This window comes from Cupriavidus phytorum (assembly GCF_003254285.1).
In the GTDB taxonomy this organism is placed as follows: domain Bacteria; phylum Pseudomonadota; class Gammaproteobacteria; order Burkholderiales; family Burkholderiaceae; genus Cupriavidus; species Cupriavidus phytorum.
In genome coordinates, this window is sequence record NZ_QKZN01000012.1 from 67,205 (window position 1) to 88,303 (window position 21,099).

At 68.5% G+C, this 21,099-nt stretch carries 18 protein-coding genes, 1 tRNA gene and 2 riboswitches; of the genes, 12 read left to right on the forward strand and 7 right to left on the reverse strand.

Annotated features, from left to right (window positions below; genetic code table 11):
- Window positions 1–37: 37 nt before the first annotated feature.
- Complete coding sequence (gene htpX, locus C7416_RS24045) at window positions 38–916, forward strand: protease HtpX (protein WP_111521265.1); 879 nt, start codon at window positions 38–40, stop codon at window positions 914–916.
- A gap of 9 nt (window positions 917–925) precedes the next feature.
- Here the strand turns inward: htpX and arfB are convergent, their stop codons facing one another.
- The 3 genes from arfB to C7416_RS24060 all read right to left on the reverse strand — a co-directional run bounded on the left by arfB (window position 926) and on the right by C7416_RS24060 (window position 2,427).
- Entirely contained in the window at window positions 926–1,330 is a 405-nt protein-coding gene (arfB, locus tag C7416_RS24050) for an alternative ribosome rescue aminoacyl-tRNA hydrolase ArfB (RefSeq protein ID WP_111521266.1), read from the reverse strand.
- Window positions 1,331–1,368: 38 nt separating this feature from the next.
- Window positions 1,369–2,184 (reverse strand): MipA/OmpV family protein, encoded by an 816-nt coding sequence (locus C7416_RS24055; protein ID WP_111521267.1) that lies wholly within the window; start codon window positions 2,182–2,184, stop codon window positions 1,369–1,371.
- A gap of 167 nt (window positions 2,185–2,351) precedes the next feature.
- Window positions 2,352–2,427 (reverse strand) — tRNA-Arg (locus C7416_RS24060).
- A 464-nt stretch (window positions 2,428–2,891) separates the two neighbouring features.
- On the opposite strand from C7416_RS24060, the gene C7416_RS24065 reads away from it, so the two are divergent.
- Window positions 2,892–3,791 carry a c-type cytochrome gene (locus tag C7416_RS24065; protein ID WP_111521268.1) on the forward strand — a complete coding sequence of 300 codons (900 nt, stop codon included), beginning with the start codon at window positions 2,892–2,894 and terminating at the stop codon, window positions 3,789–3,791.
- Between the two features lie 79 nt (window positions 3,792–3,870).
- Here C7416_RS24065 and hemN read toward each other — a convergent pair whose 3' ends face one another.
- The gene (hemN, locus tag C7416_RS24070) at window positions 3,871–5,328 is read right to left on the reverse strand and encodes an oxygen-independent coproporphyrinogen III oxidase (protein ID WP_373424910.1); all 1,458 of its coding nucleotides are present in this window, start codon (window positions 5,326–5,328) and stop codon (window positions 3,871–3,873) included.
- Between the two features lie 296 nt (window positions 5,329–5,624).
- On the opposite strand from hemN, the gene C7416_RS24075 reads away from it, so the two are divergent.
- The gene (locus tag C7416_RS24075; RefSeq protein WP_373424911.1) at window positions 5,625–6,668 is read left to right on the forward strand and encodes an ABC transporter substrate-binding protein; all 1,044 of its coding nucleotides are present in this window, start codon (window positions 5,625–5,627) and stop codon (window positions 6,666–6,668) included.
- 23 nt (window positions 6,669–6,691) lie between these two features.
- Here C7416_RS24075 and C7416_RS24080 read toward each other — a convergent pair whose 3' ends face one another.
- Window positions 6,692–8,806 (reverse strand): UvrD-helicase domain-containing protein, encoded by a 2,115-nt coding sequence (locus C7416_RS24080; RefSeq protein WP_111521271.1) that lies wholly within the window; start codon window positions 8,804–8,806, stop codon window positions 6,692–6,694.
- A gap of 282 nt (window positions 8,807–9,088) precedes the next feature.
- Between C7416_RS24080 and C7416_RS24085 the strand changes: the two genes are divergently transcribed.
- From C7416_RS24085 to C7416_RS24125, 9 genes are all read left to right on the forward strand, one after another.
- Window positions 9,089–9,316: a glycine zipper 2TM domain-containing protein gene (locus tag C7416_RS24085; RefSeq protein WP_012354259.1), complete on the forward strand. Its 228-nt coding sequence runs from the start codon at window positions 9,089–9,091 to the stop codon at window positions 9,314–9,316.
- Window positions 9,317–9,390: 74 nt separating this feature from the next.
- Window positions 9,391–9,478, forward strand: a riboswitch (glycine riboswitch).
- Window positions 9,479–9,499: 21 nt separating this feature from the next.
- A riboswitch (glycine riboswitch) is annotated at window positions 9,500–9,624 on the forward strand.
- A gap of 95 nt (window positions 9,625–9,719) precedes the next feature.
- Window positions 9,720–10,847, forward strand: a complete 1,128-nt coding sequence (gcvT, locus tag C7416_RS24090) for a glycine cleavage system aminomethyltransferase GcvT (protein WP_111521272.1) — start codon at window positions 9,720–9,722, stop codon at window positions 10,845–10,847.
- A 100-nt stretch (window positions 10,848–10,947) separates the two neighbouring features.
- The gene (gene gcvH / locus C7416_RS24095; protein ID WP_018006183.1) at window positions 10,948–11,328 is read left to right on the forward strand and encodes a glycine cleavage system protein GcvH; all 381 of its coding nucleotides are present in this window, start codon (window positions 10,948–10,950) and stop codon (window positions 11,326–11,328) included.
- Window positions 11,329–11,426: 98 nt separating this feature from the next.
- Window positions 11,427–14,357, forward strand: a complete 2,931-nt coding sequence (gene gcvP / locus C7416_RS24100) for an aminomethyl-transferring glycine dehydrogenase (protein WP_111521273.1) — start codon at window positions 11,427–11,429, stop codon at window positions 14,355–14,357.
- 92 nt (window positions 14,358–14,449) lie between these two features.
- Complete coding sequence (locus tag C7416_RS24105) at window positions 14,450–15,826, forward strand: L-serine ammonia-lyase (protein ID WP_111521274.1); 1,377 nt, start codon at window positions 14,450–14,452, stop codon at window positions 15,824–15,826.
- A gap of 55 nt (window positions 15,827–15,881) precedes the next feature.
- Entirely contained in the window at window positions 15,882–16,619 is a 738-nt protein-coding gene (locus C7416_RS24110; RefSeq protein WP_111521275.1) for an MBL fold metallo-hydrolase, read from the forward strand.
- A 28-nt stretch (window positions 16,620–16,647) separates the two neighbouring features.
- On the forward strand, window positions 16,648–17,121 hold the full coding sequence (locus tag C7416_RS24115) for an OsmC family protein (protein WP_111521276.1): 474 nt from the start codon (window positions 16,648–16,650) through the stop codon (window positions 17,119–17,121).
- A 19-nt stretch (window positions 17,122–17,140) separates the two neighbouring features.
- Window positions 17,141–17,998, forward strand: a complete 858-nt coding sequence (locus C7416_RS24120) for an alpha/beta hydrolase (RefSeq protein ID WP_111521277.1) — start codon at window positions 17,141–17,143, stop codon at window positions 17,996–17,998.
- A gap of 142 nt (window positions 17,999–18,140) precedes the next feature.
- A complete protein-coding gene (locus C7416_RS24125; protein ID WP_111521278.1) occupies window positions 18,141–18,632 on the forward strand; it encodes a YMGG-like glycine zipper-containing protein in 492 nt (163 codons plus the stop codon).
- A 68-nt stretch (window positions 18,633–18,700) separates the two neighbouring features.
- Here C7416_RS24125 and C7416_RS24130 read toward each other — a convergent pair whose 3' ends face one another.
- Together C7416_RS24130 and C7416_RS24135 are read right to left on the reverse strand one after the other, a co-directional pair.
- Window positions 18,701–19,816: a YbdK family carboxylate-amine ligase gene (locus C7416_RS24130; RefSeq protein WP_111521279.1), complete on the reverse strand. Its 1,116-nt coding sequence runs from the start codon at window positions 19,814–19,816 to the stop codon at window positions 18,701–18,703.
- The gene (locus tag C7416_RS24135; protein WP_111521280.1) at window positions 19,816–21,042 is read right to left on the reverse strand and encodes a cation:proton antiporter; all 1,227 of its coding nucleotides are present in this window, start codon (window positions 21,040–21,042) and stop codon (window positions 19,816–19,818) included. Before C7416_RS24135 ends, C7416_RS24130 begins: the two co-directional genes overlap by 1 nt.
- Window positions 21,043–21,099: the final 57 nt, after the last annotated feature.

A 21,099-nucleotide genomic window follows, 5' to 3' on the forward strand; every position in this document is an offset into this window, starting at 1 on the left:
CGCCGCATGGCGCGACCTACCACTGCTCCACACACACATGAAACGCGTACTGCTTTTCCTGGCGACCAACCTCGCCGTCATGCTTGTCCTCAGCATCACCGCCAGCGTGCTCGGGGTGAACCGCTTCCTGACCGCCAACGGGCTCAACCTGGGCACGCTGCTGGCATTTGCCGCGCTGATGGGCTTCGGCGGCGCCTTTATCTCGCTGCTGATGTCCAAGACCATCGCCAAGTGGTCGACCGGCGCGCAGGTCATCACCCACCCCAGCACCAGCACCGAGCTGTGGCTGGTGCAGACCGTCGAAAAGCTGGCGCAGCGCGCCGGCCTGCCGATGCCGGAAGTCGCCATCTACGAGGGCGAGCCCAATGCCTTCGCCACCGGCGCCACCAAGAACAGCTCGCTGGTGGCGGTGTCCACCGGCCTGCTGCAATCGATGTCGCATGAGGAGGTCGAGGCCGTGCTCGCGCACGAGGTGGCACACGTCGCCAACGGCGACATGGTCACGCTGACGCTGATCCAGGGCGTGGTCAACACCTTCGTGATCTTCCTGGCGCGCGTGGTCGGCTACTTCGTCGATTCGATGCTGCGCAAGAACGACGAGGAATCGAGCGGACCCGGCATCGGCTACATGGTCACGGTGATCGTGTGCGAGATCGTGTTCGGCATCCTGGCCAGCATCATCGTCGCCTGGTTCTCGCGCCGGCGCGAGTTCCGCGCCGATGCCGGCGCCGCCGGCCTGATGGGCACGCCCACGCCGATGGTCGCGGCCCTGCGCCGCCTGGGCGGGCTGGATCCGGACGGTCTGCCGCAGAACATGCAGGCGATGGGGATCGCCGGCGGCAAGTCGTGGATGGCGCTGTTCTCAAGCCACCCGCCGATCGAGCAGCGCATCGCCGCGCTGCAGGCGGCGCGCTGACGCAACGGCTCAGTCGAACACCCGGCCGCGCAGCGCCTTGACCTGGCTGCGCTGGCTCTTGCCCTCCAGCCGGCGCTGGCGCGATGCCAGCGTCGGCCGCGTCGCCCGGCGCACGCGCGGCGGCGTGGCCACGCTGCGCACCAGCTCGTGCAGGCGCCGCACCGCCTCGTCGCGGTTCTGGTCCAGGCTACGGAACTGCTGCGCCTTGATCACCACCACGCCGTCGCGCGTGATGCGGTGGTCATGCAATGCCAGAAGGCGTTCCTTATGGTCGGGCGGCAGCGAAGATGCCCGTACGTCGTAACGCAGGTGCACGGCGTTGGATACCTTGTTGATGTTCTGCCCGCCCGCGCCTTGCGCGCGGATCGCGGTAATCAGGTATTCGTGGTGGGGAATGACCAGCTCGTCGACCATGGCTGCATCATAGCAAGCCGGCCCCGCGCCGGACCGCGCTAGCGCCACGAATAAGCCAGGCCGATGCCATAGGTAATCTGGTTGCGCGTGCCGCGCTGCGTGACGATGGGGCTGTCGGCCGCGTCACCGGCCAGGCGCTGCGCGTAGACCATTGCGCCGCCATACCAGTGCTTGTCGAACTGGTAAATCATCGCCAGCCAGCCCGTAAACTGCTCCAGGCCGCCGCCGGGGCTGTAAGCGGGCAGGCCGCTCGCTGCCGAGTCCTCCGGAGTCACGCCGAAGTAGGTACGGTTGAAGCTGCCGCTGACCCAGGTCGCGCCCAGGCCCATGCCCGCGTAGATGCGCGGGTGCAGCGGCATCCAGAAGGTGCCGGTGGCGGTGACGCGGCTGCCGCCGTAGACGATGCCGGCATTGGTCATCACGTTGATGCCGCCGCGCAGCCGCCATGGGACACGTCCGGGGTTCAGGTATTCATAGCCGATGTACCCGCCGGCCTCCACCGTGGTGTCGATCTCGTGCACCTGCGCCACGACCGGATCATCGACGTTGTTGCGGCCGAGGCGCAGCCCGACCGCGGGCCCCCACTGGAAACCCGTCAGTGCGCCGAAATTGAACTGCGCATACGGCCCGTACCATTCCAGCAGCCGCCCGCCCGGCGTGACATAGCGCAGGCCGGGCACCGCGCCGACCATGCGGTCCTTGCCGCCGGCAAACTCGGTGGTGGAGCCGATGCCCAGCCCGGCCATGTTGGGCAAGGCACCAGGCAAGCTCATCGGCGTGGCAACGGCTGTGGCACTTGCACCGGCCACTGCCAGCGTAGCCAGCCAGCGAATGCGGTTGGTCGGAATAGCCATGGCTGTCTGAAGATCGGCGCCATCGGCGCGCCCCGGTTCGGTGGAGTGTGTGAATCTAGCAGCACGGGCGCGCGCCACTGCCCGATCGCGTGCTGAAAGTTTTCGTTGCGCGAGTTAAAGCATGCCCCGACGGGAGGCGGACACTGCATGGCACAGCTGAGGAAAATTGGCGCGCCCGGCTGGGATCGAACCAGCAACCCCTGCCTTCGGAGGGCAGTACTCTATCCATTGAGCTACGGGCGCACAGGACGGTTTTGCAACCGGTTTTGCGGGTACAGCGGTTGCGGCGGGCGAATGCCGCCGCAGGAAAGTCGCATAGGATACCGCTTTTGCCCGGCGCCGTCCATGCGCGGCCGATACGGGCATCCGGGAACGTCTCGCAACCGCCGCTTTTTGGCACTGGCAGGGGGGCTTTGGCGCTATAATCGCCAGCTATTTGCGTCAAATCGTGCCCGTCGCGCCATCGGCGCAACGAGTCGACCGGGGTCAAATCCGGGCGGCTGGTTGTCGGCGACAATCGGGCCCCGGTCCGGGAGACAGTCCGAGGTACGCAAATGGCAACAGACCCAAGTCAGGCAAGGGCCGCAGGGCAGCGCGGGCGGTCCGGATGGGGCCGGATAGTGGTCAGCGAAGGGCCACACCAGGGCCAGAAAAAGCAAGCCGAGCGTAAGCGGCCAGAAGGTTTCCTGCAAAACTGAGAGTTCTGTATGAGCGACGTCCACAACGAACACCCCGAGCACGAGTCTCCCATCAAAACCCCGAAGCAGTTGATCGCAGTCGTGATCGCGGCGTTCCTGGTGCCGATCATCGTGATCATCCTGCTGGTCAACTTCGTCGGACACGGCTCGACCGAAAGCGCCGGCGCGAGTACCGCCGCCGAAGCCGTCAACGATCGCATCAAGCCGGTCGCCTCGCTCGAAATCAAGGATCCCAACGCGCCGCGCGTGTTCAAGACCGGCGAACAGGTCTACAAGGAAATCTGCGCCGCCTGCCACGCCACCGGCGCGGCGGGTGCGCCCAAGCACGGTGCTGCCGGCGACTGGACCGCGCGTATCGGCCAGGGCTTCGACGGCCTGATGAAGTCGGTACTCAACGGCAAGGGCGCGATGCCGCCGCGTGCCGGCAGCACGCCTGACGACTACACCGATTACGAACTGGCCCGCGCCGTGGTCTACCTGGCCGACGCCGGCGGCGCCAAGTTCCCCGAGCCGCCGGCCCCGGCCGCTGCGGCACCTGCAACGGCCGCAGCCCCTGAAGCCGCCGCCCCGGCTGCCGCGGCAGCGCCGGCTCCCGCCGCCCCGGCAGCTGCGGCAGCCGCTGCCGCACCCGCTCCGGCGGCCGCTGCTGCCGCGCCGGCCGCTGCCTCGGCCGAAGTGGGCAAGAAGGTCTACGAGCAGGTCTGCGCCGCCTGCCACGCCGCCGGTGTTGCCGGTGCGCCGAAGTTCGGCGACAAGGCCGCCTGGGCCCCGCGCCTGAAGGAAGGCATGGATGCGGTCCACAACTTCGCGCTCAAGGGCAAGGGCGTGATGCCGCCCAAGGGCGGCTATGCCGGCCCGGACGCCGACGTGATCGCCGCGTCGGACTACATGGCCAACGCCGCCAAGTAAGCCGGTCTGACACCCACAAAAAACCCGCGCATTTCGCGCGGGTTTTTTTTCGCCCAGCGGCCAGGATCGATATTTCGGGTTACACCACACGCGAGTAGCGCGGCACGATGCGGACCGGCTGGGCGCCGTCGTTGGCGGCGCGTGTGCCGCTGTCGAAGGGCCGGGCTGCGTCGTCGCGCAGGTAGCGGTCGAACACCATCGCCACGCGGCGCACCAGCAGCCGGCCCAGCGGCGTCACCGTGATGCGGCCGGGCTCGCGGCACACCAGTCCGTCGGTGGCCAGGCGCTCCAGTTCGGCCAGTTCCGCGGCAAATGCCTCGTCGAAATCGATGCCATGGCGCGCCTCGATGGCAGGGAGATCGAGCACGCCATTGCACATCAGGTCGCCAATGAGCTCGCGCCGCAGGTGGTCGTCCGCCGTCATCGCCACGCCCCGCGTCAGCGGCAGACGGCCCTGGTCGAGCGCGCCGTAGTAGTCGTCGAGCGTGCGCGCGTTCTGCACGTAGCGCCCCGCGATCGCGCCGATCGCCGAGATGCCGAGGCCGACCTGATCATGGCCGGCGTGCGTCGAATAGCCCTGGAAGTTGCGCTGCAGCCGGCCCTCGCGCTGGGCCACGGCGAGGTCGTCGTCGGGCAGCGCGAAATGGTCCATGCCGATATAGACATAGCCCTCGGCGGTCAGCCGCTCGATGGTCGAGACCAGGATGTCGAGCTTCTCGCCGGCCGGCGGCAAGGCGTTTTCGTCGATGCGGCGCTGCGGCTTGAACACGTGCGGCAGGTGGGCATAGCTGTAGACCGAGAGCCGGTCCGGACGCAGCGCCAGCACCTGGTCGATGGTGCGGCCGAAGCGCGCCGCGGTCTGGTGCGGCAGGCCGTAGATCAGGTCCAGGCTGACCGAGCGGAAGCCCAGCGCGCGCGCGGCATCGACCACGGCGCGGGTCTCCGCGAACGGCTGGATGCGGTGGATGGCCTGCTGCACCTCGGGGTCGAAATCCTGCACGCCCAGGCTGACGCGGTTGAAGCCCAGCTCGGCCAGCAGCGCCATGCGGTCCTGGTCGACGCGGCGCGGATCGATCTCGATCGAGTGCTCGCCGTCGGCCGCCAGCGCGAAATGCGTGTTCAGCAGCGCCATCACGCGACGCATTTCCTCCGGGTTGAGGAAGGTCGGCGTGCCGCCGCCCCAATGCGACTGGATCACCTGCCGGCGCTCGCCCAGCCGCCCGGCGACCAGCGCCATCTCGCGCCCCAGGTAGCTGACGTAGCGCGCACTGCGGCCGTGGTCGCGGGTGATGATTTTGTTGCAGCCGCAGTAGTAGCAGATGTTCTCGCAGAACGGGATATGCAGGTATAGCGACAGCGGTGCCGGCGCGGCGGCGCGGCAAGCGTCGAGCGCATCGTGGTACAGCGACAGGTCGGGGCCGTTGTGGAAGCGGTCGGCGGTCGGATACGAGGTATAGCGCGGGCCGTTGCCGTCGATACGCCCGGCCAGCGCGCGGAAATCAGAGAGTGCGCGACGGTCGAGCGCGTGGGAAGTCATGGCAGACGGGTTCATGGGGGCGCGGGGGAATGGGTGTGCGACACGTCATCGTAGGACCGGGCCGGCGCCCGCAGCTTGACCGCCGTCAAGCGCGGGCGTGAGCCCAGCGACACCGCTGCCGCCAGGCTGCCCGCGCACGTCACATTGGCGTCATGGGTGCCGGGTACGCTGCGCGCCACCGCGCCCGCGTGCGATCCGTCACCGTGCCAGCCATGCCCAGTTCCCGCCGACCGTACCCGCCCACGCCGTACCCACCGCTGCGCTGTCACCCGCCGGCACATGCCGGCCGGCGCCGGATGCTTGCCGCGACCGGCATGGCGCTGGCGCTGCCTGCGTTGGCTCAACTGGCCCAGGCGCCGCGTACGGTGGTGGTCGGGCATCTGGTCGACCGCAACGGCGCGCAGTCCGACCTGGCGCGCGACTACCTGGCCGGCGCCAAGGTCCTGTTCGACGCCGTCAACGCCGCCGGCGGGCCGGTGCGGATCCAGCATGTGGTGCGCGATGCGGACCCGGATCCGCGCCGCGCGCTGGCGCAGGCAGTGTCGCTGGCCGATACCGAACATGCGGGGCTGCTGTTCGGCCCCGGCGACCGGCTGCTGCCCGTGCTGGCGTCATCGACCGAACTGGCGCGGCGCGGCATGCAGATCGTCGCACCGCTGTCGGGGCTGGCGCTGGCCGCCGACAATGTCTGGTACACGCGGGCCGACTACCAGGCCGAACTCGACGCCGCCGCGCAACAGTTGCGCGGCTACGGTCTGACGCAGATCGCGCTGGCGGTGGCGCCGGATTTCGCGCTGTCGTCGCTGGCCCGGCTGGAGGCGCAGGCCGGCACCCGCGCGGTGCTGCTGGAAGGCAGCGGCGAAGCCGCGGCGCGGCGCATCGCGGCAACGCGTCCGGGCGCGGTGATCGTCGCCGGCGACACCCTGGCCTATGCCGAGCTGGGCCGCGCGCTGGCGGTGCAGGGGTGGTACGGCTTCCTGGTCGGGCTGTCCGCGGTCAGTGCCAATGCCGCGCGCGAGATCCTGGGTCGCGGCTACGCCGGCGGGATGGTGCTGACCCAGGTCGCGCCGGGCCCGCAGCAGGCAACGTTGCGGGTGGTGAAGGAGCATGTGGCGCGCATGAAGCAGTACCTGGACGAGCCGCCGTCGCCGGCGACACTGGCCGGTTATATCGGCGCCGCCTGGCTGGCGCGCGCGTTGCAAGGGATGCGCGCGGGCGGCGCGGCGGAACTGCGGCGCGCGCTGCAGTGCCGCGTCGACGTGGGCGACTTCACGCTCGACTTCACGCGCGGACAGCGCGGCTCGCAGTACGTCACGCTGGCGGTGTCGGGCGCGCGCTAGGGCTTCGATCGCGCGCGTGCGGCTCAGCCGGCGGCCGCCTTGCCGCCGCTGCTCCCGCTGCCCCCGTTCCCGAGCAGCGCCTTGAGCGCGCCCAGTCGGTCCTTGGGGCTCATCGCCGGGGTCGCGTCGACCGGCGCGGGCGCCTCTTCCAGCTTCATCTCGCCGATAAAGCGCGACGGCTGGCACGAGTAGGTCTCGCGCGCGCGCTTGCGCTTCTTGCACCAGCTGACATGCAGGCTGCGCTGCGCGCGCGTGATGCCCACGTACATCAGGCGCCGTTCTTCCTCGATCTTCTCGTCGCTCATGTCCTCGTCCTCGCGGCAATGGGGCAGGATGCCCTCCTCCACGCCGACCAGGAACACATGCGGATATTCCAGCCCCTTGGACGCATGCAGCGTGGACAGCCGCACCGCGTCGGGGTCTTCCTCGCGGCCCTCGAGCATGCTCATCAGCGCCACGGTCTGGGTCAGTTCCAGCAGGTTCTTGCCATCGCTGCCGAAGCCGTCGGCGGTGTCGAAGCCGGTCGCTTCGTCGCCGTCCGCGCCCTCGGGCTTGGTCCCCTTGCGCTTCAGCCAGTCGAGGAATTCCAGCGTATTGGTCCAGCGCGACTGCGCCTGCCGTTCGTCGAAGCTGTCGTACAGGTAGGCCTCGTAGTGGATGCCTGCCATCAGGTCGTCGAGCACCTCGGTGGCCGGGTCCTTCGCCGCGCGCTCGGCCAGCCGCACCATCGATTCGCAGAACACCCGCAGCGGCTCCAGCTGGCGCGGCTGCAGCTTGCCCTCGATGCCGCCCATCATCGCCGCCTCGAACAGCGACACCTTGGCCTGGCCGGCGAAGGTGCCCAGCACCTCGAGCGTGGTGTTGCCGACGCCGCGCCGCGGTGTGGTGATGGCGCGGATAAAGGCGGGATCGTCGTCGGGATTGGCGATCAGGCGCAGGTAGGCGCAGATGTCCTTGATCTCGGCCTTGTCGAAGAAGCTCTGGCCGCCCGACAGCACGTAGGGGATGCGCTCGCGCCGCAGGATCTGCTCGAACAGCCGCGCCTGGTGGTTGCCGCGGTACAGGATGGCGTAGTCGCGGAATTGCGCGCGGCGCTCGAACTTGTGCGCCGACAGGCGGAACACCACCGACTCGGCCTCGTGCTCCTCGTCGTTCATCGGGTGGATGGCGATGGGGTCGCCCATGCCGTGCTCGCTCCACAGCTTCTTGTCGAACAGCTTGGGATTGTTGGCGATGACGGCGTTGGCGGCTTCCAGGATGCGCACGGTGGAGCGGTAGTTCTGCTCCAGCTTGATCACCTTCAGGTCCGGGAAGTCGGTCTGCAGCCCGCGCAGGTTGTCCAGCGTGGCGCCGCGCCAGCCATAGATGGCCTGGTCGTCGTCGCCCACCGCGGTGAAGGCCGGCGCGCGCAAGTGGGAGCCGCCCGCCAGCAGCTTGAGCAGCTGGTACTGGCAGGCGTTGGTGTCCTGGTATTCGTCGACCAGGAAGTAGCGCAGGCGGTTCTGCCACTTGAGCCGGACCGCTTCGTCGCGCGCGAACAGTTCCGCCGGCAGGCGGATCAGGTCGTCGAAATCCACCGCCTGGTAAGCGTTCAGCGTGGCGACGTAGTTGCGGTAGACCAGCGCGGCCTGGTGCTCGTCGGCATTGGCGGCCTGCGCGATCGCGGCCTCGGGATCGACCATGCCGTTCTTCCACAGCGAGATCGTGCTCTGCACGCCGCGGATCAGCTTCTTGTCGGTGGTGCCGAGCTGCTCCTGGATCAGGCCGAAGCAGTCGTCCGAATCCATGATCGAGAACTGCGGCTTCAGGCCGACGTGCTCGGCTTCCATGCGCAGGATCTGCACGCCCAGCGAGTGGAAGGTGCAGACCGTCAGCTGCTTCAGCGGAATGCGTTTGCCCTCGCGCGTGGTCTTGCCCTCCATCAGCTTGCCGATGCGCTCCTGCATTTCCTTGGCCGCCTTGTTCGTAAACGTGACGGCGGCGATATGGCGCGGCTCGAAGCCCTTGTCCTCGATCAGATGCGCAATCTTCTGCGTGATCACCCGGGTCTTGCCGGAGCCCGCGCCGGCCAGCACCAGGCAAGGCCCGTCCAGGTAGCGGACGGCTTCGGATTGGGCGGGGTTCAGGCCATGGGTCATGCGGGGCAGGCGTTTGGGGGCAGCGGCGGAATCGACGGAGAACGGCGGCAAGCGGCGTAATTTGCCGGCATCCCGGCAAGGGCGTGCGGCAAAGCTGCCGATGTTAACACGCTCGCCGCGACGGGTCAGTCAGCGCAAGCCGCGCGCGCGGGCCCGGCTGTGTCACGGGCGTAACACTTCGTAAAGCGCGGAGCGAATGGCATAGCGCGACACTCTAATCAGTGTGTCCCCCGGTCCGCCGGATCGCTTGGGCATGCACAAATCATCACATCGGAGCCAACAATGAAAACCCTGCAAACTTTGACCAAGGTGACCCTGATCGGCATGACGGTCGCGGCCTTTGCCGGTTGCGCGGACATGACCCCGAAACAACGTAACACTGCCATCGGCGCCGGTGCCGGCGCGGTGGGCGGCGCCGTCCTGACCGACGGCAGCGCGCTGGGTACGCTGGGTGGCGCGGCCGTGGGCGGCGTGATCGGTAACGTCGTCACCGACGACAAGAAGAAGTAAAGCCGTGGCGCGCAGTGGCGGGTACGGGCCCCTTGCCGTGGTTTGACAAAGGCCGGGCCCTCCCGTACATTGCGCGCATCCGACCGGGAGAGCGCGCATCGCCTGCGCCGCCGAAGGGGTATCACCCGAAAACTCTCAGGCACCACGGACCGGTCGGATCGGCATGCAACATGCACACGATGCATGCCGCACTCTGGAGAGCGGCACCCGCCATTCGTGGCGAGCGTGCCCACCGAAGGGGCGCGCGAGGATGGGATCCACCGGATCCGCCTCGTAATCTCTCAGGTATCGAGGACAGAGGGGTCATCCGCCGCAGCGGATCGCTTGTCATATTGGCGTAGCGAAGGTTGCGGCGGATGGCCCTTTTTTGTTTTCGCCAACCGAGACTGCCCCCGAGGATTCCATGACGCTCCAGGCCACGCCCCTCAACGCTATCCACCGCGCCCTGGGCGCCCGCATGGTTGACTTCGGCGGCTGGGACATGCCGGTCAACTATGGCTCCCAGATCGAAGAGCACCATGCGGTGCGCAACGATGCCGGCATGTTCGACGTCTCGCACATGTGCGTGGTCGATCTCGCCGGCGCCAATACCCGCAGCTTCCTGCGCGGCCTGCTGGCCAACAACGTCGACAAGCTGCAGACGCCCGGCAAGGCGCTCTATTCCTGCATGCTCGACGAGAACGGCGGCGTCATCGACGACCTGATCGTCTATTTCTTCGCCGAGGACCGTTTCCGCCTGGTGGTCAACGCCGGCACCGCGGTGGGCGATATCGACTGGATCCGCGCCCGCAACGACGCCACCGGCAGCGGCGTGACCATCACGCCGCGCCGCGAGGACGTTGCGCCCGCCGGCGTGGAGCCGCTGGCGATCGTCGCGGTGCAGGGGCCCAACGCCCGCGCCAAGGTGTGGAGCACCTTCCCGTCGACCCAGCCTTCCGATGCGCTCAAGCCGTTCAACGCCGTGGTGGTGCAGGACCCCGCCCTCGGCGAAGTGATGGTGGCGCGCACCGGCTACACCGGCGAAGACGGCTTCGAGCTGGTGGTGCCGGCCGCCAGTGTCGCCGGCCTGTGGGAAAAACTGAATGCCGCGGGCGTGCGCCCGGCCGGCCTGGGTGCGCGCGACACGCTGCGCCTGGAAGCCGGCATGAACCTGTACGGCCAGGACATGGATATCAAGGTCTCGCCGCTGGATGCAGGCCTGGCGTGGACGGTCGACCTGCAGAGCGAGCGCGACTTCACCGGCAAGGCTGCGCTGGCCGCGGCCGGTTCGCGCCAGCAGTTCCTCGGCCTGATCCTGCGCGACAAAGGTGGTGTGCTGCGTGCTCACCAGAAAGTCATCACCCCCGCCGGTGATGGCGAAATCACCAGCGGCACCTTCAGCCCCTCGCTGTCGCAATCGATCGCCTTCGCGCGCCTGCCCCAGGGCGTGAACGTGGGCGACACCGTGCAGGTGGAGATCCGCGACCGCAAACTCAGCGCGACTGTGGTTAAACTGCCGTTTGTGCGTCATGGCAAGGCACTCGTGAGCTAAGGGAAAGCCCCGCTCACCCAACGGTCGCCCTCGCCTGCCGGCAGCGTTGCCGGGCAGGCATCACCCAAACAAGAAACAGATCTGAATCCGGAGAACCTTCATGAATTTCCCCGCTGACCTCAAGTACACCGAGTCGCATGAGTGGGTGCGCGTCGAAGCCGACGGCACGCTCACCATCGGCATCACCGACCACGCACAGGATGCGCTCGGCGACATCGTCTTCCTGGAGTTGCCCGAAGTGGGCAAGTCGGTCGGTGCCGGCGACGCGCTGGCGGTGGTGGAGTCGGTGAAGGCCGCTTCCGACATCTACGCACCCGTGGCCGGTGAAGTGATCGCCGTCAACGAGGCCGCCACCGCGGCGCCCGAAAGCGTCAACGCCAACGCCTTCGATGCGTGGCTGTTCAAGCTCAAGCCGGCCAATGGCGACGACGTCAACGGCCTGATGTCGGCCGACGCCTACAAGGCCAGCGTCGGCGCCTGATCGCCCGCCGGTCCCGCGCCAGGGACCGGCACACCGCATTCGCGGCGCCGCGGCACGGCTGACCACCTGCCGCCGCGCCCCCCACGAGGTTCTTGCCCATGAACGCCCCGCTGCCCATGAACGCCGCCCACGCAACCCGGCCCACGCTGGCCGAACTGGAGGCGCGCGACGCCTTCGCCGCCCGCCATATCGGCCCCGATACCCCCGAGCAGCAGCACATGCTGAAGACGCTCGGCTATGACAGCCGCGCCGCGCTGATCGACGCCGTCATCCCCGCCGCCATCCGCCGCCGCGACGGCATGCCGATGGGCGAGTTCACCGAGCCGCTGAGCGAAGAAGCCGCGCTGGCAAAGCTGCGCGCGCTGGCCGGCAAGAACAAGGTGCTGAAGAGCTTTATCGGCCAGGGCTACTTCAATACCATCACGCCCGGCGTCATCCTGCGCAATATCTTCGAGAACCCGGCCTGGTACACCGCCTACACGCCCTACCAGCCCGAGATCTCGCAGGGCCGGCTGGAAGCGATGCTGAATTTCCAGCAGATGGTCACCGACCTGACCGGGCTCGACATCGCCAATGCGTCGATGCTCGACGAAGGCACCGCCGCGGCCGAGGCGATGACGCTGCTGCAGCGCGTGAACAAGCACGATTCCAATATCTTCTTCGTCGCCGACGACGTGCTGCCGCAGACGCTGGAAGTGGTGCGCACGCGCGCGCTGCCGCTGGGCATCGAGGTCAAGGTCGGCCCCGCCGCCGACGCTGCCGCGGCGGGCGCGTTCGGCGTGTTGCTGCAGTACCCGGGTGTCAACGGCGACATCAATGACTACCGCGCCATCGCCGACGCGGTGCACGCCGCCGGCGGCCTGGTGGTCGCCGCCGCCGACCTGCTGGCGCTGACGCTGATCGCCGCGCCGGGCGAATGGGGCGCCGACGTGGCGGTGGGCAACTCGCAGCGCTTCGGCGTGCCGCTGGGCTTTGGCGGCCCGCACGCCGGCTACATGGCGGTGAAGGATGCGTTCAAGCGCTCGATGCCTGGCCGCCTGGTCGGCGTGACCATCGACGCGCAGGGCAACCAGGCCTACCGCCTGGCACTGCAGACGCGCGAGCAGCATATCCGCCGCGAGAAGGCCACCTCCAACATCTGTACCGCGCAGGTGCTGCTGGCGGTGATGGCGTCGATGTACGCGGTCTACCATGGCCCGCAGGGCCTGAAGCGCATCGCGCAGCGCGTGCATCGCCTGACCGCGACGCTGGCCGCCGGCCTGCAGGCACTGGGCTTCGCACGTACCAACGCCAGCTTCTTCGACACGCTGACGCTGGAGACCGGCTTCAACACCGATGCGATCCACGCCGCCGCCACCGCGCGCGGCATCAACCTGCGCCATGCCGGCGCCACGCGCGTCGGCATCTCGCTGGACGAGACCGCCACCCGCGCCGACGTGATCGCGCTGTGGGAGATCTTTACCCAAGGCAAGCCGCTGCCCGCCGAGGTCGACTTCGACCAGCTCGAGGCCGCCGCGCAGGATGCCTTCCCGCCCGCGCTGGCGCGCACCAGCGCCTACCTGACGCACCCGGTGTTCAACACCCACCACGCCGAGCACGAGATGCTGCGCTACCTGCGCATGCTGGCCGACAAGGACCTGGCGCTCGACCGCACCATGATCCCCCTGGGCTCGTGCACGATGAAGCTGAATGCCACCAGCGAGATGATCCCGGTGACCTGGCCCGAGTTCAGCCAGATCCACCCGTTCGCGCCGCTGGACCAGACCGTCGGCTACCGCGAGATGATCGACCAGCTCGAGGCCATGCTGTGCGCCGCCACCGGCTACGCCGCGGTCAGCCTGCAGCCCAACGCCGGCTCGCAGGGCGAGTACGCCGGCCTGCTGATCATCCACGCCTACCACGCCAGCCGCGGCGAGAGCCATCGCGACATCTGCCTGATCCCGTCGTCGGCGCACGGCACCAACCCGGCGTCGGCGCAGATGGCCGGCATGAAGGTGGTGGTGGTGGCCTGCGACGAGAACGGCAACGTCGACCTGGAAGACCTGGCGAAGAAGGCCGAGCAGCACAGCAACAACCTGGCTGCGATCATGATCACCTACCCGTCCACGCACGGCGTGTTCGAGCAAGGTGTGCAGCAGATCTGCGAGATCGTGCACAAGCACGGCGGCCAGGTCTATGTCGACGGCGCCAACATGAACGCGATGGTCGGCACCGCCGCGCCGGGCCAGTTCGGCGGCGACGTGTCGCACCTGAACCTGCACAAGACCTTCTGCATCCCGCACGGCGGCGGCGGCCCGGGCGTGGGCCCCGTTGCGGTCGGCGCGCACCTGGCGGACTTCCTGCCCAACCAGGACAGCGTCGGCTATCGCCGCGACGAGCGCGGCATCGGTGGCGTGTCGGCGGCACCGTTCGGCTCGGCCAGCATCCTGCCGATCTCGTGGATGTATATCGCGATGATGGGCTCGGCCGGCCTGACCGCGGCGACCGAGAACGCGATCCTGGCCGCCAACTATGTCGCCAAGCGCCTGGCGCCGTACTACCCGGTGCTCTACACCGGGCAGCACGACCTGGTCGCGCACGAGTGCATCCTGGACCTGCGCCCGCTGCAGAAGGAAACCGGCATCAGCAATGAGGACGTGGCGAAGCGCCTGATGGACTACGGCTTCCACGCGCCGACCATGAGCTTCCCGGTGCCGGGCACGCTGATGATCGAGCCGACCGAGTCTGAAGCGCTGCATGAGCTGGACCGCTTCGTCGACGCCATGATCGCGATCCGCCAGGAAATCGGCCGCGTTGCCGACGGCACTTTCGACCGCGACGACAACCCGCTCAAGCACGCCCCGCACACCGCCGCGGTGGTGACCGCCAACGAGTGGACCCACCAGTACACGCGCGAGGAAGCCGCGTATCCGGTCGCCTCGCTGCGCACGCAGAAGTACTGGCCGCCGGTCGGCCGCGCTGACAACGTGTACGGTGACCGCAACCTGTTCTGCGCCTGCGTGCCGGTCAGCGACTACGTGGTGGACTGAGCCGGCACCCCGGCCAGAAGCTAAGCTGTACTCAGGGCGCCGCGCAACGCGGCGCCCGCCGGCCTGGTCCGGCGTCAATCTGGAGGCCGTCCGTGGCAGTCAGCGTATTCGATCTGTTCAAGGTGGGCATCGGCCCGTCGAGCTCGCACACCGTAGGCCCGATGCGCGCAGCGCTGATGTTCGCGCAGGGGCTGGAGCGCGACGGGCTGCTGCCGCAAGTCGCCAGCGTGCGGGTGGAGCTGTACGGCTCGCTCGGCGCCACCGGCAAGGGCCACGGCACCGACAAGGGCGTGATCCTGGGCCTGATGGGCGAGGCCCCCGACACCATCGATCCGGATTCCATCGACACGCGTTTGGCTGCCTTGCGCAAGACGCGCGAGCTGTCGCTGCTCGGCCGCCACCTGGTGCCCTTCGTCGAGAAGGAGCACATCGTCTTCTACCGGCGCGAAGCCATGGCCGAGCATCCCAACGGCATGAAGTTCCACGCCTTCGATGGCGCCGGCGCCACGCTGCGCGAGGCGCGCTACCTGTCGGTCGGCGGCGGCTTCGTGGTCACCGCGGGCGCGCCCAATACGCAGGTGCTCAACGCCGCGCAGCAGTTGCCGCATCCGTTCCGCAGCGGCAAGGAGCTGCTCGAAATGGCCAGCGCCAGCGGCAAGAGCATTGCCCGGCTGATGCTGGAAAACGAGCTGACCTGGCGCAGCGAGGCCGACGTGGTCAACGGCCTGCTGCATATCTGGGACGTGATGCAGGCCTGCGTGGCGCGCGGCTGCCGCACCGACGGCGAACTGCCGGGCCCGTTCAAGGTGAAGCGGCGCGCGCCCGAGCTGTACCGCAGCCTGACCGAGCGCGCCGAGCGCACGCTGTCCGATCCGCTCTCGGTGATGGACTGGGTCAACCTGTACGCCATCGCCGTCAATGAGGAGAACGCCGCCGGCGGGCGCGTGGTCACGGCGCCGACCAACGGTGCGGCCGGCATCATCCCGGCGGTGCTGCACTACTACGATCGCTTCGTGCCTGGCGCCAACCGCGAGGGCGTGGTCGATTTCCTGTTGACCGCGGGTGCGATCGGGCTGCTGTACAAGCTCAACGCGTCGATCTCCGGCGCCGAGGTCGGCTGCCAGGGCGAAGTCGGCGTGGCCTGCTCGATGGCGGCCGGCGCACTCGCCGCGGTCACCGGCGGCAGCCCGGCGCAGGTGGAGAACGCCGCCGAGATCGGCATGGAGCACAACCTCGGCCTGACCTGCGACCCGGTCGGCGGGCTGGTGCAGATCCCGTGCATCGAGCGCAACGCGATGGCGTCGGTCAAGGCAGTCAACGCGGCGCGCATGGCGCTGCGCGGCGACGGCACGCACTACGTGTCGCTCGATTCGGTGATCAAGACCATGCGCGAAACCGGCGCCGACATGAAGACCAAGTACAAGGAAACGGCGCGCGGCGGCCTGGCGGTGAATATCGTGGAGTGCTAGCGCCGGCGCGGCGTATCATGGCGGCGTTCCCCGGCCAAACAACAAGAGGACGGCCATGCAGACCTTCCACCAGCTGTTCGACGAGACCTCGTCCACCTTCACCTACCTGCTGATCGACGCCGCCACCGGGGACGCGCTGCTGATCGATCCGGTCGACCACCAGCTCGAGCGCGACCTGAGGCTGCTGCACGAAACCGGCGCGCGCCTGGCCTGGGTGATCGAGACCCATGCCCATGCCGACCACATCACCTCGGCCGGCCACCTCGCCATGCAGACCGGCGCGCATACCGCGGCGCCGTCCGGCTGCGACATCAAGCCCGCACAGAAACAACTGATCGATGGCGATACCGTCGCCTTCGGCAAGCAACTGCTGCGTGCCATCCATACCCCCGGGCACACCGCCGGCAGCATGAGCTACCTGTGGGAAGAAGCCACCGCCGACGGCATCGTGCGCCGCGTCTTCACCGGCGATGCGCTGCTGATCGACGGCTGCGGCCGCACCGATTTCCAGTCCGGCGACGCCGGCACGCTGTACGACAGCCTGACTCGCAAGCTGTTCGCGCTGCCCGACGACACGCTGGTCTATCCGGCCCATGACTACAAGGGCCGCACCGTGTCCACCATCGGCCATGAGCGCGCGCACAACAGCCGCGTCGCCGGCCGCACGCGCGAGCAGTTCGTCGAGATGATGCGCAACCTGAATCTGCCGCGCCCCAGGCTGATCGATGTCGCCGTGCCGGCCAACCAGCGCCTGGGCCTGCGCGATGGCGAGAGCGTGCCGCACGGCGCCTGAATTCCTTACCAACCCCTGGAGTCCCTGCATGTCCACCTACACCGCTGAAGTCCTGTGGCAACGCGACGGACAGGATTTTGCCGGCAATCGCTACAGCCGCCGGCATCTGCTGCGCTTCGACGGCGGCGCCGAAGTGCCGGGCTCGTCATCACCCCATGTGGTGCCGCTGCCGATGTCCGACGCCAGCGCGGTCGATCCGGAAGAGATGTTCATCGCCTCGCTGTCGAGCTGCCACATGCTGTGGTTCCTGTCGCTCGCGGCCAAGCAGCGCCTGGTGGTCGACCGCTACCTGGACGCGGCCACCGGTGTGATGGAGAAGAACGCCGACGGGCACATGGCGATGACCGTGGTGACGCTGCGCCCGCAGGTCACGTTCGGCGGCGAGCACGAACCAACGCGCGACCAGCTCGACGCCCTGCACCACGCCGCGCACGAGGCCTGCTTTATCGCCAACTCGGTCCGGACCGAGGTGCGCTGCGAGCCGGTGTACGCCGGCGCCTGACCTCACCAGCCACACGGCCATGCCTGCCAGCGTGCTGCCCGCCGCAACGGCACCCGCGGCGCCGCCACGGACGGCGCGGCCACGCTTGTGGCGCTGGCTGGCCGCGGCGCTGGCGGGGCTTGCCGCGATCGCCATGCTGCAGGACCACTTTCTCTATTTCCCCGAACGCGCTTCGGTCGACGACATGGTCTCGCCCGGGCTGCGCGCGTGGCCGGGTCCGGACGACTTCCGCGGACTGGTGGCCGAGCCGCGCGGGCCGGTGCGCGCCACCGCCATGGTGTTCCACGGCAACGCCGGACATGCCGGGCATCGCGACTACTACGCCAGCGCGCTGGCGCCGCTGGGCGTGCGCGTGATCCTGGCGGAGTACCCGGGATACGGGCCGCGCCCAGGCACGCTGGGCGAGCGCAGCTTCGTCGCCGACGCGGAACAGTCGATCGCGCTGGCGCGGCGCCAGTTCGACGGGCCGCTGCTGCTGATCGGCGAATCGCTGGGAGCTGGCGTAGTGGCGGCCGCGGCGGCGCGCCAGCGCGACAGCATTGCCGGCGTACTGCTGATCACGCCGTGGGACAAGCTGGCGCACCTGGCCTCGCATCACTATCCCTGGCTGCCGGCCGGCTGGGTGCTGCGCGACCGCTACGACAGCGTGGCCAACCTCGCGGGCTTTGGCCGGCCGGTGATGGTGGCGGTGGCGCAACGCGACACCATCGTGCCGGCGCGCTTCGGCGAGGCGCTCTATGCGTCGCTGGGCGAACCGCGACGGATGGCGGTGATCGACGGCGCCGGTCACAACGACTGGACCGGGCATGTCGACCTGGCCTGGTGGCAGGCGGCCATCGCGTTCCTGCTGGCGCCGCCAGCCACCACAAACAAATAACATCACGCCGCCAAAACACTGATTTGACTTAGCCCTGCGGGCTGCAAATACTGGCCTTCACAGAACACGGAACGGCTTGCCGCTCGCGCACACGGCGGCGCGTCCAGTATTGCGTAGCCAACAACTGCGGGGGAACACGATCATGAAGCAACGCCAGCATCGCAAGCCGTATCTCGCCCTCGGCGCGCTGGCCGCGGCCCTCGCGCTGGTGCCGCTCCAGGCCACTGCGCAGAACAAGCCCATCGCCTATCCTGCCAAGGGCCAGAGCCAGCAGCAGCAGGCCAGCGACGACGGCGCGTGCTACAGCTGGGCCAAGCAGCAGACCGGCGTTGATCCGGCCCAGGCCGCCAACGCGCCGCCGCCGGCCCAGGCGCAAAGCGGCCAGCGCGTACGGGGTGCGGCAGGCGGCGCTGCCGCCGGGGCCGTGGCGGGCGCGATTGCGGGCGACGCCGGCAAGGGCGCGGCAATCGGCGCTGCAACGGGTACGGTCGCCGGCGGCATGGCGCACCGCCAGTCACGCCGCCAGGCGAATGCGGCCAACCAGCAGGCGGCGGCCAATACCAGCCAGGCGATGGGCTCGTACTACCAGGCCTGGGGCGCCTGCATGCAGGGGCGCGGCTACAGCGTCCAGTAAGGCAACGGCGCGTTCAACGCGCGCTCAGATTGCCCGATCAGGCCTGCTCAGGCAGCCACGCAGCCCTCTCAGGCAGCCCACTGGTCACACGCCTTGCGCACCGTCTCGCGCTGGCTGCGCGCCTCCGCGTCGACCTGGCGCAGCCAATGCGCGTCGCCGTCGCGGCGCTCGGCCAGGGCGCGGATATTGGCCAGCGCCTGGAGCGAGCCGAGCGCCTCGGCATGCGGCACCAGCGCGTCGCACATCGACAGAATATGGTCCGCGATCGGCATGCGGGTCAGTTCGTTGGGGTGCACGTATTCGCCCTCCAGCCCGAAGCGGCAGGCCTGGAAGCGGTTGAAGGTGTACACCAGGTAGTCGTCTTCCTGCGGCATGAACGGGCGCGACAGCAGCAGGTAGCGCGCCAGCATCTGGATATACGCGGCGATATCGCAGGCGCGCTGCACCGTCAGCGGCGTGTCCATCACGCGGACCTCGATGGTGCCGAACTCCGGCTTGGGGCGGATATCCCAGTAGAAGTCCTTCATGCTTTCGATCACGCCGGTGTTGCGCATCTTCTCGAAGTACGCGGTGAAGGCATCCCACGTCAGCAGGAACGGCGCGCGCCCGCTCATCGGGAAGGCCGCGACCGAGTTCAGCCGCGCCGAGGCAAAGCCGGTATCGACGCCCTGCACATAGGGCGAGGACGCCGCCAGCGCGACGAAGTGCGGCACATAGCGGCCGATGGCGTGCAGCAGGAACAGCGATTCGTCGGCGCTGGGGCAACCGATATGCACGTGCTGGCCGAACACGGTGAACTGCTTGGCCAGGTAGCCGTACAGCTCGGAGATGTACTGGTAGCGCGGCGAATCGGAGATGGTACGGTCGGACCATTGCTGGAACGGATGCGTGCCGCCGCCGGCAATGCCGAGGTTCAGCGAACGCGAGGCCGCCACCATCAGGTCGCGCATGACCGTCAGCTCCTGCAGCGCCTGCTGGTAGCTGTGGCAGATGCCGGTGCTGATCTCGATCATCGACGGGCTGATCTCGGGCTTGATGTCGCCCGCATGCTCGGCGCCCTTGAGCGCGCGCAGCAGGTCGGGTGCGAACGGCGCCAGGTCATAGTCATGCCGGTTGACCAGCTGCAGCTCCAGCTCGACGCCGAAGGTCAGCGCCTCGGATTGCTTGAACGGTTCGAGCGACATCAGCGCCCTCCTCCATTGGCCCGGATATCGACGCGGACTTCGCCCGCGTAGCGCAGCGCCCAGGCCGCAATCACCGGACCGAAAAGTTGTTCGATGGCCAGCGCGCACAGGATGATGGCCGCCAGCGGTTGCCCGGTGCCCGGATACAGGCGCGCGACGTCATGCATCAGCAGGTAGGCCAGCCCCGACATCGGCGCCAGCGCCAGCCCGAGCGCCATGCACTGGCGCAGGCTCAGGCCCGAGAACGAACCCAGCGACACCACCCCGGCCAGCTTGGCAACGTGGCGCAGCACCACCAGCGCGATGGCGTAAACGCCGCCCACGGCCCAGTCCTGCGCCGTCAGCGGCAGGCCCAGCGACACCACCATGACGATGATCAGCAGGCTGCCGGCGCTGCCGAAATGCGGCGGCCAGACGTGCGGCTGGTCGTCCTGGTGCTTGAACACCACCCCGGCCAGCATCAGCGTCAGCGGCATCGACAATTTTAGTACCCGGGTCAGCGCCAGCGTGAACAGCACCAGGCCCACCAGCACCAGGAAGCTGTAGTGATCGTCGGCCGACATGCGGCCGTAAATGGCATGGCCGAGCTTGCCCACCACCCAGGCCAGCAGACACGAGCCCAGCAGCAGGTACAGCGGATGCAGCAGCGCCGCGCCCAGGTTGCCGTATTCCGAATGCAGCCAGCCGGTGGCGACCTGCACGATGGCGGCGGCATAGATGCTGTTGAGCGCGGCCATGGCCAGCAGCCGCTCGGTGACCTGGCCGTCGGCGCGCAGCTCGTTCTTGAGCTGCAGCACGATGGTGGGCGAGGTGCTGACCGCGATGCCGCCGGCGAGGATGGCCACGCCGGGCGAGGCGCCGATCCACTGCAGCACCGCCGCCACCAGGCCCCAGGTCAGCAGGCTTTCGAAGGCGCTGGTCAGCAGCAGCCAGCGGTTGGCGCGCAGCCAGGTCAGAGAGAGGCGGTGCCCGAGTTCGAACAGGGCCAGCGCCAGCGCCATATCGATCAGGATACGGGTCTGGTTGATCATGTTCTCGTCGACGATGCCGCGGCCCAGCATGCCGGCGCACAGCCCCGCCGCGGCGTAGCCGACGATGCGCGGGCAGCGCAGCCAGCGCCGGCTCAGCTCGCCCGCCAGGCCGGCGCCGACCAGGGCCAGTCCGACCCAGAACAGGCCGCCGGGCGCGAGCGGGAGGCTAGGAAAAAGTTGGCTCAGTCCATTCATGGCGACATGGTAATGTAAGCACTTCACAATCCATGTCAGTGATTGTCCGACACCGCA